Genomic DNA, 13,152 nt, shown 5'->3' with positions numbered 1-13,152 from the left:
GCCACGCGGCCGGCGCATCATCGCGCACCCGCCGCTGTGGGCCGCCGCAGGACGGCAGGCATACGCTTGGACATGTCACTACCTCTCTCGACAGAGCAGGGGAAAGAGACAGAGGGCGGGGCTGCCGTCCGCCAAGACCTGACAGCCCCGCCCCCACCAGATGCGGCTACTGCGCCGCCTTCGAAGCCACGCCCGCCGGGGCCCGCATCCCGGTCGCCCGCAGCGAATACGCCATCCGACCGTTGTTGCCCACGTACGGCGTGACGGTCATGCCGTCGAACTCCACCGCCTCGAACAGGCCACCCGTCGGCGGCACCGGCTGGTAGTCCGCCGAAATCTTCACCGTCGTCTCTCGGGAGCGCTTGCCAAGCTCCGGGTCCAGGTCCATCACCCGGACCTGCCACACCCGCTGGCCGGTCAGCTTGTCCTTTGCCGGGCTACGCCGACCGGTCTTCTCGTCGTAGTCCTCGACCTCGCCCAAGGACTCGGGCACCAACGCGCACCCCGCCGGGAACACGTCCTCACACCGCACCGCGAACCTCGTACCGCCGCGCAGAGCCATCGCTCAACCTCCAACTTGTTAACTTGTCTGCCAAGTCACTTCGAAGGTAGACGGCACTTGGCAGACAAGTCAACAACCAACTCCACTCGAGCCCAGGCGAGCGGGCTCACCGATTTGGGCTTTTAGTCCCCCTTCAACCGCATGCAACTCCCGCTATTCAATCCAATTAAAAATGCGCTCCAGCGAAACCTTGGCACGCAAAAGAAGGGCGGGAATTCCATCGCTAATTACACTTTAAACAATTAGCAAAAGCAGCCACGCTCTTGACAGCAATGGGCAGGAAGGCGTTAGGATCTGAGCCACTGGCGCAATCGCGCAAACGGAAGACTAATCGAAAGAGGTTGAAGTGATTTCAATGACGCAATACCTAATGGATTGCATCGACTGGGTGCGTGCAGGCAGCGACAACCTGCTAATCATTCTAATTCAAATAGCCATCGGAGCTATAGTAAAAATAATCGCCGCCGGCCGCAACCCGAGCAGCTCGAGCCAGAAGAGCAAGGCGCCAGCAATCGTCGTGGTCATACAGACGAGAGTCACGCTTCAGCAGCGACCGGTTTCCCTCGACTGCAAAGGCGGCATGGACAGCCGGGGGAATTGCGTCTGAGTCGGACGGCCAACCCGCGGTACTCGGCCCTGGTTCGGGGTACTTATGATGCATGTCAAACGAACGACAAAGCCCAGCAGTCGATGGGGTTCATTCTCGTCCAAGCGGCTTGGACGATATGACGGTCGAAGCGCTGGGAGAGTTGAGCAAGGCTCTGGAGACTGTTCACCGGGTACGGGGTCACCTGTACTCGGTGCACCAGCTCGTCGGCGGTGCGGATCTCACTCTTGACCGGGTCGTGAAACTGCTCCGTGAGGCCGGGCACGGCGAGACGGCTGACCGGGTCGAGCACGAGCTGTTGGGGCGCAACGTGCTACCCGGCCGGTGGACATTCCAGATCGTGGAGGAGTTCGACGACGGCTACTACGCCGCGTTCCAGGAGATCGAGCGAGACGCGCGGGAGAAGCTAGCCGGCGGTCGACGACACATCTTCGAGGCGGAGATGAAGGAGCGGCGGCGTACCCACGGGATGCCGGGGCACGAGGCTACGCCGTAGCGCTGCCGCCGAAGCCGTTCGGGATCATCGAGGTCAGGGCGTTGGCTCGGGCCTCGATGATCCGCATTCGCGCTTGGTACTCGGCCGGTTCTCGGTGCGCGGCCTGGCTGGTCACCTGGCCGGGCCACTTGCGGTAGAGCAAGCCGTACTCCCGGGTGAAGTAGCCCGCGATGACCACGTTGGCGGCAAGCAGGAGGCCCGTGTCCTCGGAGGCCGGCAAAGCCATCCAGCCACCCAGGGCGAAGACGAGATCCCGCCGCAGGCACAGGGTCGCCGGGTGCACCGATGCCCGGTAGGCGTTGGCCTTCCAGAACGACAGGACCCCACCGCGGTCGATGACCCCGCCGGCCGGGTCCTTGTCCCATCCGACGGTCGAACCGTCGGGCAGCAGGTCGAGTACCCGCGAGGTGGTCCAGCCGATCTGCGGGTGCGCGTCGAACGCGGCGATGTCCCGGGCGAGCGCGCCGGGGGTCAGCTGATCGTCGGCGTCCAGGACCTTGATGAGTTCGCCGGAGACGCGGGAGAGTGCGAGGGTACGGGCAACACCAGGCCCACCGGGACGGCCGGTGCCCAGACTGATCCGGGGATCGTCAGGCAGCGCGTCGACCAGGGCGCCGGTCTGCCCGTCCTCCTGGACGAGCCATTCCCAGTCCCACCCGGCCGGCATCTCCTGCTTGGCCAACGACTCGTAGGCGCCAGCGAGGTGCTCGATGCTGGGCGCGTGAACCGGGGTGATGACCGAGACGAGCTGCGTCAAGTTTTCCACCGCTGGAGTTTGTGGGAGTAGACAAGCTCGGTGCGGTCACCCGGCATCACCACGTCGGCGACCTCGACGACCCGGCCCGTGGTGTCGACCGAGGTCTTCCGCACGGTGAGCACGGAGACGCCTGGGTCGATGTCCAGCAGCTCGGCCTCATCGGGCGACGGTGGGCGCGCCCGGATTTCGTCGTCGATCCGGTCCAGCTCAATGCCGAGCGTGTGGAGTTGGTGCTGCGTGCCGCCCGGCCACGGTTCTTTACCTGCATCGAGCAGGTCCGGGTTCGCGGCCACCAGGTCGTAAGGCAGGTAGGAGTACGACACGGTCAGCGGGGCGTTCTCGTGCCGCGACGACGTCCAGTAGACCCGGCGCAGCAGCGGAGTGCCTGGCTCGACCTGCAAGGCCGCCGCCATCTCCGCATCAGCCTCCACCCGTGAATACTCGGCGTGGAACTTCAGATCGTCGACGGTCAGGCCGGTGTCGTGCTCGGTGGCACCAGTCTTCAGCCGCTCGTCCTCGTCGAGCAGGACGCGATCCTTCTCCCACTGGTACCGCTCGGTGTTGCGACGGCGTACCCGTTGGCGGGGCGCCCGCACGTAGGTGCCGCGCCCCTGCTCCGCGCGGACCAGGCCCCATTCGCGGAGCTGCCGGATGGCGTTGCGGACGCTTGTGCGCGACAGGCCCGAGGTGTCGGCCAATTCGGTTTCGCTGGGCATGAGGGTGCCGGGGGCCAGCTCGCCGCTCACGATCTTCGCCCGCAACTCCTCCGCGAGTTGCAGGTAGCGAGGGCGCCAGTCCCGGCCATGCACACCGGTCACCGTACCCCCTAGACGTTCCAACGTCTGCCAGGTGGTCCCGCCCGCGGGCCGCTCCGGAACCGGCGGCACCGCTACCGCCGCTCGCGGTGGCCGCGCAGGGCGCAGGCCAGGAGTACGAGGAACGGCTAAGCCCCGACGGGTATTGGCGTTCACCGCGTCTCTCCGGCCCGCTCGCCGCCTTCTGCCGGTGTCAGCATCTCCAGCTGGGCGTACACCAGCTCGTCGATGAGCCGGTCCACCTGCCCGGGCGACAGAAGCACGGTCTGCGTCGCGCCGTATCGGGTCGCATCGAGCTTCACGGCCAGGTCCCGGCGGGCGAACCGGTCGACGATCAGTTGGACGGTGACCCAGCCGGTCCGCTCCCGTCCGATGGTGGAGAGAAGCCCGCGGTGCATCGGGTCGTTCGGTCCACAGCCTCGACACCAGACCGGGCACACGACCGGCGCGACCAACGACGGCGACCGACCCTCTGGGCTGGCAGCACCCTCACTCATCGCTGGCCCCCTGCTGCCCGGTGGCCTGCGCCAGCGATCCGCGAAGTTGCTCAACCAGTTGGGCTGCCTGCGGCAAGGACAACTCCGCCCACGCGTTCCCGGCCCGGCACGTCACATGAACACCGACCATGGGACCGCCCATAGCCTCATTGCTGATGAGGTACGTGACGACAAGGCCGCCCGCCCGACTGTCGCCAGCCCGCTGCATGGGGCCGCGATGACGGCGGGCCATGTGCGTCATCACCGGCGGCACCAGGTAACCGCAGCGATCCGGGGCGCACCAGTCCGGATGGCTGGTGACGGCAGCCGGCTTGTCCGTGCGACTCATCGCGGCCACCGCCCGCCGTTGCCTCGGAAGAGTTGGGCCCGTGTCATTAGGGGCGCATACCGGAGCACAGGCAATTGACGGGTGGCGCCTGTCGACCACCGCGGCGAGGAGGTCGTAGAAGCCGCGCGCGGACTCGATTGACCGATGCTGACAGCCGGGGCGGTTGGGCGTCTCCGAGACCACCAGGACGAAAGCCAATGGTGCCGACGATGAGAGCCGGACATCGCACCTCCACAGGTAGGCGGGGACCGGTGGCCAGCCACGGGGGAATGCAGCCGGCCACCGGCCCGGATGAAGGCACGGCGCACCGTCCGACGACGCGAACGGGTCGGGTATCGCCGAGCCAACTTGTACGCGCGGCTACCGCAACCGGTCCGACAGGACGCCCGCGCATGACATGCGACCAGGGCCGGTGCTAGACCACCTCTGATACAAGCCGTCACCCAGCCGCACACAAGGAAACGTATCTACAAGTGGACGAGTTGTCTAGACGTCGAAACAGGTCATTTGGTTGGCACTTGGTAAGACAAGTGCCAGGTACGGTGAGCAGGTGCCCACCCCGCACTACGGACAGCCCCGCTACCGCGCCATCGCCGAAGAGTTGAAACAACGCGTCGAGAGCGGCGTCATCCCACCCGGAGCCCTCCTGCCGACCGAGAGCGCGCTCACCGCTGAATTCCAAGCAGCGCGCGGCACGGTTCGGCAGGCGATAGCCGCGTTACGCGAAGCAGGGTTGGTGGCTACTGAACACGGCCGCGGCACCTACGCAACCCCCCGGCAACACGAGCGCGGGCTAGACGAAGGTTCTGAGACGGAGACGCAACAGCGCCAAGTCGCCGCCGACGCGGAGCTTGCAGCCCTCTTCGCTGTCGAGGTGGGCGTCGCCATGGTTGAACAACAGAGCCTCGTTCGAACAAACGGAGCCGTCCGAACAGTAGTCAGAACGTACCGACTACTTCCGACAGAGCGATAGGGCAGTTCGCACCTTCGGTACGTCCTCAAGGCGGCCCGAATCGAGCCGCCTGGGCGCGTCTGACCCCTCCTCCAGCTGGGCGGGGCCTGCCACGCCAAGACGCCCGCCGGCTGGCGTGAGATGCCGGAAGCCCGGGACCGCCAAGCGACAGCAACAGGGCGTGCAAGACCACCCCTCCACGGCCCGTTGGGCCGGCGTTAACGGGCAGGGCACGGCCTGCCCGTGGGGTTGGCGCGCCGCCCACCGCGCCCGACCTAGTTGTCGTCCGGCCGGAAGAGGGTTGGATGGTGACGTCGGCAACCGAGCCTCGTCTTAGCTGCGGTCCCACCGTTGCCTGTGCATCCCGACTTATCGGCCATGCTTGACGAGCTTCTGGGTCTGAGGGTCGTAAACATAGCTGACAATCTCTCCGGAGATGATCAGGTTGATCGCCTGGTCGATCACGCCCCGCGGAACGACGAACCACTCTGACGGATCGTAGTCGCGACCCTTCGCGTCGACCTGCGTGAGGTCAAGCCGCGCTTCCACGAAGACCCGATGCAGGAGGTTCTCCAGCGCGGACGCCTTCAGGTTGTACGTGCGGTAGCTCGCCAGCACGTCGACGGGGGCCATAAGGTACGTCGCCGACTTCTCCGCGTTCTTCACCCGCTTCTCGACCGAGCCGCGCGTGAAGCCGATCTTGTGCAGGTTATTGATGGCAGCGATCTGAGGGTCTTCACTACGGGATCGCAGAACGTAGATGTACCCACTCATCTCGTCATCAGCGAGGATTTCGGGCACCTCGTTCTGAACGATGATCTGGCCGTCCTCATCGCTAAGCCTGATTGCTAGGGACTGCCGGTACATCGACGACTCCGTGCCGTTTTCGAAAATGCACCGGAGCCGCTCGCGCTTGTATTCGCGCACGGCCGTCTTTTTGTACTCCGTCTCGCCGACCTCAGCAATGAACAGCATCACGCCGTTGAGGACGAAGAATGCTCCCGGAGCGATGTGGGTCATGCCGGGGTACGGCAGGAGCTTGCTTGCTCCCTCTCGGAGCTCGGCGTGCTTCTGCTTGAAGAGCGGCTCAAACTGCTCGAAGTCCTCAGCCTTTTCCCGACGCGCAGCATCCCCGGAGTCATAGACCTGGCGGCGTATCGGCAGGTCGGAGACGTCCAGCAGCCCGGACTCGTCGCCGAGTAGGTCGAGATCGCCGCCGTCCAGCAAGTCATCGAGAGACGCCGGCGCCTCGGGTGTTTCGAGGAGGCCAAACTCGTCAAGCGGCTTTAGGGCTGCGATCTTGTAGTCAGACGCAAGAATCCCGTCCAGGCGCGCACCGAGCGTGCGTTCAGCGATGTCCCGCGTCGTCGAACTGGGGACTCGCCCGTGAGTACGGCGAAACTCCACGACCTCCAGGAACGCTCGCTCAAGACGATCCGCCGGGGATGTCTTGGTCGGCTTCTCGGACGCATCCAGCAGACCGTCGACGTCGGAGTCGAAGATCGCCTCGATGCTGGTTGGGAGCACCGCATCAACCTGTCCGTTGTCTGCGTTACTGCTCATGACTCGTCCGCCATCTGTGCCGCCCGCGCGGCTGCGTCGCGTTCCTGCTTCTTCCGCTGCAGAAACAGCAGCACTTCGGCGTACCGCTTCTCGGTCGGCTCGTCGGAGCGGACGTTCGGCTTGCGACCGTTGACCTTGACCCACTGGTGGATTTTCGGCCACGCCGTTAAGGCTTCCTCCTCGGTGATCTCGACACGGGTCGCTGTGATCGCGTCGGAGATGATCCGCAGCACCGACGGCGTGACGGACTTGGAGATGACCTCGAAGGCCCGCTGGAACGGGTTGACCGAGTCAATGAGGTTGATGTTGATGTCCTCGATGTTGACGAACTTCTCGGACATCTTGATGAACCGCTTGTCGCCGACGTCGCGGACCTCGCCGTTTTTGATGACCGAGTCCACGACGACCTGCTGGCGCAACTCCTCGACCTGCGACTCGTCTAGATCGGGGTAGCGCTCCCGGATGATCTTTGGGATCAGCACCTTGTTCGTCGTCTGCGGGTCCACCGAACTGGCGGCGGCTTTGGCGAAAGTATCATCCTGCAGGATCGTGGCCTTGAGGTCATTGAGGTCGGTCTCGACGATCTGCTTCACCCGCTCGGTGCTGGGCTCCTTAAACCCTTTGATCTTGATGACCCCCGGCGGGGTCGGCTCGTCGTCGCCGGTGCGCTTGGTCTTGAACTCGAAATTCTGGGCCAGCACCTGCTCCATGAGCAGCGACGCGGTGATGGCCTTGAGCATGTTGTTCACCGACACCTTCACCTCGCCCCGGGAGGCGTCAGGCTCAGCGATCAGGTTCGTGAACTGGGCGTGATCCTTACCGGGCGAGTCGCGAGTAACGCGGCCGATGATTTGGATGACCTCTGTCAACGAGGCCCGGTAGCCGACGGTAAGGGCGTGCTCAGCGAACGGCCAGTCGAAGCCCTCCTTCGCCATCCCGAGCGCGAGGATTACGTCCACAGCGTCTCGTTCCTTCGAAGCGACCGTGGAGAGGTAGTGCAGGGTGTCGGCGCGCTTCTTCTGATCCGTGTCGTCCACGAGGTCCGCCAGGCGCAGGGTAGCGCCGGTGTCGGACCGACGGATGCTGATGATGCCGGTCTCGGGGTCGGTGGACTCGACGTGGCCGATCGAGTCGATGATGAACCCGACCTCTTCGATCTTGTCCTTCGTCGACTCGCCAGAGTTGACGTTCGGGATGTGGATGATTGTCTTCTTGTCCAGGTCGAAGACCTCGCCGATCGCGTCGGTGTAGCGGCCCTGGTAGAAGTGGTGGCCGATGCCGAGTGAGTGCAGGTGCTCGTAGCCGTTAAGCTGGTCGTAGTAGTTGAACGTGACCGGCGTGAATTTGGCTTCGTCCTCGGCGGACAGCACGGGGACCGAGTCGCCGCGGAAATACGAACCCGTCATCGCGACGATGTGAACGTCCGAGCCATTCATGACCTCGTGCAGCAGCGCGCCGAGGCGGCTGGCCTCGATGTCGGCGGAGACGTGGTGGAACTCGTCGATGGCTAGCACGGTGCCGTTGAACGCGTCGGGTGCCAGCTTCTCGAACGCAAAGCGCAGCGTCGCATGGGTGCAGATCAGTACCGGGTCCGGACCGTTCATGAAGTCGATGAACGCGCCGACCTTGCCCTGTGAGGAGCCAGGGTCGCAGAGGTTGTGCTCCGGCTTGACCTCCCAGTCCGCAAAGAACCCAAACTTAGTGAGACTCGTCGAAGCGAACGATGCGCCGATCGACCGCTCCGGCACAGCCACAATCGCTTTCCGTCGGCCCTGATTGTACAGCTTGTCGAGGGCCACGAACATCAGTGCACGTGACTTACCCGAGGCCGGCGGGGCCTTGACCAGCAAGTGCTGCGCGTCGCGCTTGATGAAGACGCGCTGCTGCATCTCGCGCATGCCCATTGCGTCGGTGTTCACCGATCCGCCAGTGCGGGCATAGGTGACGTCGACGATATTGGCCGGCTTCATGACTGCGTTCACTTCCGGGTACTCCTCGCCTTTTTCGCCGGGGCTTTCGCGGCCTCCTCGGCGGTCATCGCCTCATACATAGCGAATAGGTCCGACAACCGCTGCTCATCGGTCTCGTACCCCCGCTTGGAGTAGATCGAATCGACCAGTTTGTCTAGTCCGGCGTGCGCGGCCCGGAGGTCAGCAGGCATGTTGTCGGGGTCGTACAGCTCCGACAGCGTCCTCTCGCAGTGGTACTCGCGGACATCGAGAACCCGCAACGCCGCAACCGTGAGCGACTCTTTTGCCGCATCCGACAGCGGCGGGACGGGGAAGTTGTTGTAGACGATTGTGTTTGAGTAGTTGAAGTTGATCCTCCTCCTCCCGGACACCGCATTAACCCACGTCATATGCATCTGCGACGCCAAGAGCGCGAACAGCCACGGGCCTGCCCCGTAGATTGCGAATCCTGTGTTGGAGATCACGGTTTCCGGACCGAGGTAGCCGATGGGAATGTACTTTCTCAGCCCTGAGGAGTTGCTCGGAACAATAATCGACTCAGTTGGCTGATAGCGAACTTCACCGAAGCGGTAAGGGGTGTCAGCAAGCTTCTGGGTGGCCAATCGGTCACTTCGTTGGCGATGACTCCTGACTCGCTCGACCCGTTCCGCTATGGGCGCGATGCGCAGGGCGTCGCCCACCGACGGTGGTTCAATCCATAGGGCGTACCGGTCCTCCCCGCCGATGAATTCGTTGGCGCCCAGGAAACGCTTGATGAACGCCTCAGTCTCGGGGTTCGAGTCAATGAGCCGCCCACGGTCGGCATGAGTAAGCAGCAGTGCTCCGCCGTCGTTAGGCATGCTTCCGAAAGACATAACGGGCAGGCTGGAAAGCGGTCTCCTTCGGGCCATAATGAAAACGTTTCCGCCGTCGGCGAGATATCCATTGATATTAGACGCAGCAATTTTCAGGCCGCCGTCGAAGAGGTACTTCGGCTCGCGACTGACGCTGCGCAACCCGATGACGGCGACGGTCACGTCGGCGTTCTTCCTCGCGTTGTTGTCCCACTGAAAGCCTGGGTACGCGAACCCAATCTCAAGGCCCTTGCCGAAGATCATCGGGAACATCAGTCCGACGTGCTCACCTTGGGCAACCGTTTTCGTGGTGACGAAAGCCAACTTGGCCCGAGTTCCTTCGATGTAGTCGGCACCCTTGACGAACCACAGCGCGATGTAGTTGAGGTTCTTCGAGTGCGCACGCTTCCCGAAGACGAAGGCATAGTCCGCCTTCTGGTCCGCCGTCTGTCGCTTCGATCCATAATAGGGAGGGTTACCGATGAGAAAGATTTCCTCGTCACCACCATTAGGACACACCGACTGCCAGTCGACACGTGCCGCATTTCCTTGCCGAATCTGGCCCGTCTCTTTGAGAGGAATCAGCGGGATCGAGAGGTTGAACTTCTCCTTGAATTCCGCATTCATCTGGTGTTTAGCGATCCAGAGCGAGAGGACCGCCACCTCGGCGGCGAAGTCGTCAAGCTCGATGCCGTAGAAGTTTTCGATGTTGATTCTTGATTGTGCGAAAAGTACCTGGTGCCTAGGGTCGAGTTCGGCGAGGCGCTCCAAGATCGCATGCTCGAGACGGCGCAGCTCCTTGTAGGCAATGACAAGGAAGTTGCCCGACCCGCAAGCAGGGTCGAACACCTTGATCGCGCTGATCCGCTCCAGTAGAGCCTTGAGTCTGCGGACAGAGTCGAAGCCGGCGTCGAGCTGCTCTCGGAGGTCGTCGAGGAAGAGCGGCTCGATAGTCTTGAGAATATTGGGAACTGACGTGTAGTGCTGCCCGAGATCGCTGCGTTCCTCGGGATTGACGACCGCCTGAAACATGGACCCGAAGATGTCCGGGTTGATCTCGCTCCAGTCTAGCGTTCCCAACGCGATAAGCAGGTCACGGGCAGCCTTGCTGAAGGTGGGTACCGAGAACTCTGAGCCAATCGTGAACAGCCGGCCGTTGACATAGGGGAACGAAGCCAGGTACCTAGGCTTGTCAGCCGTGCCCTCAGTGTCTAAGGCATCGAACAGCGCGGACAAGAAGTCGCCGACATCCGACCCATCGGCCTGGGTGTGGGAAGCGACCGCGTTGGTGAATTGGCTTTCGGTGAAGATCCCAGTGTCCTCGGCGAAGAAGCAGAACAGCAGGCGGGCGAAGAACACGTTTAACGCGTGACGTCCGCGCGTCCCATCCATAAATCCCGGATTGGCAATGAGGAGCTCATCGAAAAGCTTGCCCATTCGCTCGGCCGCCTTCACGTCCGCGTGGGCTTCTGTGATGTATTGAGCCTTCTCCATGCCCGCCCAAGGCAGGAAGAACGTGAAGTGCTGATCGATATCCCGGATCGGAATCATCAGGTTCTCGCCAGTCTTAGTGTCGACGGCGAGCATCTCGTTGTAATCGGTGACGATCACGAAACGGGTATGGTACCTCACCACGGTCGGCGAGGTCTTCAGCTTGTCGATGACCGCAAGAGGATCGCCGGTCGTCTCCTTGAAGTAGACGACATTCTTCTGCGCGACCTCGGTCGTTTGGTCGTCCGCGACGCTGAGGGATCCGTTGCGAAGCCGGGTGACGTTGCCCTGAGGTTTCCCGTAAGCGAGTAAAAGATCAAAGATGAACTCGCGGTCATACGATTCGCGGCCCCCGAGAGGAGCGACGCGCTTCTCGACCGCCTTCAGGTTAAGCCTCGCCATAGCAAATCCTCTTTCGCGAACAACATCATCATAGCCGCCTACTGAGGACCACCTGCCGGACGAGGACCGCCCGCTCGGCGGCGCTGATCCACAAGGCCAGTCTGGCGGAGCGGCGACCCAGGGCGTCGGCAAGCCAAGGAGGATGCAGCGCCGTGTCGTGCCCAGCCGTGAGGCTGAGGAGTTGAGGGGCGTGGATCGTCATAGATGCCGATGGACGCAACGCGCATTCAGCGGGTTGAGGTCGGTAGGCGGACCGCAGTGATCAGTGCTGAGGAGACACCTGGCAGTGTACGGGTCATGGGATCGAGCGTTGGCGTCCGGTGGACCCGGCCGGCCGACCATCGCCATGACGGTTCACGACGCCGCCCGGACCGCTGTCCAGAAGGCGACGGATGACGGACGAGACGAGCCGTCACGAGGCAGGCAATGGAGCCCGGCAAAGGGCGCCACCGTCGGCAGCTTGCCAGTGCACGACTGCCGCCAGGGCGGACGAGTATTGAGCACCAAACAGCCAAATTGTCGTACTGCCCTGGTCGGCCCGAAGGTCACCGCGGAGGAGCGCGAGATACAAAAGCGCTGGCGTGGCGGTAGGTTCATCTCGTGAGCCGGTCGTACCTGTTGATCCTGGGAGAACGCGACGCGATCGCATGGGTGCTGCGAGAGCAACGGATGGCTTTTCCAGCCACACCGCGCGCGGAGGTTGCCGCGTTGAATGCCGGTGAGCGCCTGTTCCTGTATGCCACACGCAGCGCTTGGCACAACCCGACCCGCGACCGCGGGCGGATCTTCGGTTGCGCGACGACACAATCAGCTGTACATGAGCTGGACCAGCCAGTTGAGATTGCCGGCCGCAAGTTCGTCTCGGGATGCACGCTCCAGATTGAGGGGCTCGTCCCGTACCCCGGCGGCATCGAACTTCAGCCCATGGTCGAGCAGTTGGAGGCCTTTCCGAAGCGGAACGCATGGTCGGTCTACCTTCGGCGCGCCTTGGTGGTGCTTCCCGCGGCGGACGCTCGGCTGATCGACCGGCGACTACGGCCGCTGCTTCAGGGGCACGAGGACGCCACACCGACCTATCCTGGCGCTGTCGCCCATCCGGCGTAAAGGTCAGGCGTGCAGCATCGGCACGCCCTGGTCACCCCTACCGTCGATAGGTTGCGTCTTTGCAGGTCAGCGCCGCTGCCGTCGTTCGGCTGCTTCTCCATTCCTAAACCGTTCGCGGCAGGAGCGCTAACAACAACCGGGCGGGACGAGCGCAGCCGCCAGTGCCGAGCGCGGACAGCCGCCCGAGGGTCGCAGACGTGGACGGACCCTGGCGGACGGAGCGCCCAGAGCTTGTAAGCGATATGCCTTACTCCCACCCATCTGCCCGCGTGTCTGCCCGCGCTGCTGCCGATTTCTTCTGTTCTGGATCAAGGCGCCGCGCTCCGCGCGGCGCAGGGCGGTAACCCGGCCGGCGGCAAGCCGCCCCGGCCGCCTCCGGCGCCGGGGCGGAGAGCCACCGACTGCCGCCGGACCGCCGCCCCGATTCTGCTGATCCGGCGGGGGCACGATCACGCCCAGGCGGTACGGAAGCCGAACCGGTCGGCCTCGTCGACGGTCAGGGCTTCCGACTGCCGCGCCAGTCCAACCCCGGGACTGGCTTGCCCCCGGTCTCTCTCCCGCAGCCGGCGACACCTCACCACGATCCCTCAGTCGATCGCTACACGCACGGACTCCGCCAGACGCGACCCCAGCACCAATCCCAGCGTTCGCAGCCTCAGAAGAGCGCTCAGGGGGCAAGATCGACCTGCCCACCATCTGCCCACAACCAGTCGTCACAGGCTGGACTCAGCCAGACTCGGCTAGATCAACGACAACGGCCCCCGATCAGCATCTC

General features: G+C 63.6%; 11 protein-coding genes. 3 read left to right on the top strand and 8 right to left on the bottom strand.

From position 1 onward, the window contains the following. Positions 1-166: 166 nt before the first annotated feature. The gene (locus ACFYON_RS06410; protein ID WP_030329838.1) at positions 167-562 is read right to left on the bottom strand and encodes a hypothetical protein; all 396 of its coding nucleotides are present in this window, start codon (positions 560-562) and stop codon (positions 167-169) included. A 659-nt stretch (positions 563-1,221) separates the two neighbouring features. Between ACFYON_RS06410 and ACFYON_RS06405 the strand changes: the two genes are divergently transcribed. After that, entirely contained in the window at positions 1,222-1,665 is a 444-nt protein-coding gene (locus tag ACFYON_RS06405; RefSeq protein WP_387187571.1) for a hypothetical protein, read from the top strand. Here the strand turns inward: ACFYON_RS06405 and ACFYON_RS06400 are convergent. The 4 genes from ACFYON_RS06400 to ACFYON_RS06385 form a co-directional block, all read right to left on the bottom strand. After that, positions 1,655-2,431, bottom strand: coding sequence for a glycosyltransferase family 2 protein (locus ACFYON_RS06400; RefSeq protein WP_387187573.1), 777 nt, complete (start codon positions 2,429-2,431; stop codon positions 1,655-1,657). The two genes, ACFYON_RS06405 and ACFYON_RS06400, sit on opposite strands and share 11 nt — an antisense overlap. Then, positions 2,419-3,240 carry a GntR family transcriptional regulator gene (locus ACFYON_RS06395; protein WP_387187575.1) on the bottom strand — a complete coding sequence of 274 codons (822 nt, stop codon included), beginning with the start codon at positions 3,238-3,240 and terminating at the stop codon, positions 2,419-2,421. The genes ACFYON_RS06400 and ACFYON_RS06395 overlap by 13 nt, the downstream gene beginning before the upstream one ends. A 149-nt stretch (positions 3,241-3,389) precedes the next feature. Further along, on the bottom strand, positions 3,390-3,635 hold the full coding sequence (locus ACFYON_RS06390) for a precorrin-4 C11-methyltransferase (RefSeq protein WP_387187577.1): 246 nt from the start codon (positions 3,633-3,635) through the stop codon (positions 3,390-3,392). A 91-nt stretch (positions 3,636-3,726) separates the two neighbouring features. After that, a complete protein-coding gene (locus ACFYON_RS06385) occupies positions 3,727-4,062 on the bottom strand; it encodes a hypothetical protein (protein ID WP_387187579.1) in 336 nt (111 codons plus the stop codon). 550 nt (positions 4,063-4,612) lie between these two features. Between ACFYON_RS06385 and ACFYON_RS06380 the strand changes: the two genes are divergently transcribed. Beyond that, positions 4,613-5,035, top strand: coding sequence for a GntR family transcriptional regulator (locus ACFYON_RS06380; RefSeq protein WP_387187581.1), 423 nt, complete (start codon positions 4,613-4,615; stop codon positions 5,033-5,035). A 348-nt stretch (positions 5,036-5,383) separates the two neighbouring features. On the opposite strand, the gene ACFYON_RS06375 is transcribed toward ACFYON_RS06380, so the two are convergent. The 3 genes from ACFYON_RS06375 to ACFYON_RS06365 are packed head-to-tail and all read right to left on the bottom strand — an operon-like array spanning position 5,384 to position 11,273. After that, positions 5,384-6,577 (bottom strand): GIY-YIG nuclease family protein, encoded by a 1,194-nt coding sequence (locus ACFYON_RS06375; RefSeq protein WP_387187583.1) that lies wholly within the window; start codon positions 6,575-6,577, stop codon positions 5,384-5,386. Further along, on the bottom strand, positions 6,574-8,559 hold the full coding sequence (locus ACFYON_RS06370) for a DEAD/DEAH box helicase (protein WP_387187585.1): 1,986 nt from the start codon (positions 8,557-8,559) through the stop codon (positions 6,574-6,576). The genes ACFYON_RS06375 and ACFYON_RS06370 overlap by 4 nt, the downstream gene beginning before the upstream one ends. Then, positions 8,556-11,273, bottom strand: coding sequence for a DNA methyltransferase (locus ACFYON_RS06365; protein ID WP_387187587.1), 2,718 nt, complete (start codon positions 11,271-11,273; stop codon positions 8,556-8,558). Before ACFYON_RS06365 ends, ACFYON_RS06370 begins: the two co-directional genes overlap by 4 nt. Before the next feature lie 600 nt (positions 11,274-11,873). Here ACFYON_RS06365 and ACFYON_RS06360 point away from each other — a divergent pair. Beyond that, positions 11,874-12,377, top strand: coding sequence for a hypothetical protein (locus tag ACFYON_RS06360; RefSeq protein WP_387187589.1), 504 nt, complete (start codon positions 11,874-11,876; stop codon positions 12,375-12,377). Positions 12,378-13,152: the final 775 nt, after the last annotated feature.

The sequence above is a fragment of the Micromonospora sp. NPDC005686 genome (genome assembly GCF_042871665.1).
Lineage (GTDB): Bacteria > Actinomycetota > Actinomycetes > Mycobacteriales > Micromonosporaceae > Micromonospora.
This window is presented reverse-complemented; position numbering and strand designations above follow the sequence as displayed.

What these genes read in the sequence shown, in the direction of transcription:
- ACFYON_RS06410 (WP_030329838.1), bottom strand. Translation starts at nt 562, where the DNA reads ATGGCTCTGCGCGGCGGTACGAGGTTCGCGGTGCGGTGTGAGGACGTG.
- ACFYON_RS06405 (WP_387187571.1), top strand. Translation starts at nt 1,222, where the DNA reads ATGTCAAACGAACGACAAAGCCCAGCAGTCGATGGGGTTCATTCTCGT.
- ACFYON_RS06390 (WP_387187577.1), bottom strand. Translation starts at nt 3,635, where the DNA reads ATGCACCGCGGGCTTCTCTCCACCATCGGACGGGAGCGGACCGGCTGG.
- ACFYON_RS06385 (WP_387187579.1), bottom strand. Translation starts at nt 4,062, where the DNA reads ATGAGTCGCACGGACAAGCCGGCTGCCGTCACCAGCCATCCGGACTGG.
- ACFYON_RS06375 (WP_387187583.1), bottom strand. Translation starts at nt 6,577, where the DNA reads ATGAGCAGTAACGCAGACAACGGACAGGTTGATGCGGTGCTCCCAACC.
- ACFYON_RS06365 (WP_387187587.1), bottom strand. Translation starts at nt 11,273, where the DNA reads ATGGCGAGGCTTAACCTGAAGGCGGTCGAGAAGCGCGTCGCTCCTCTC.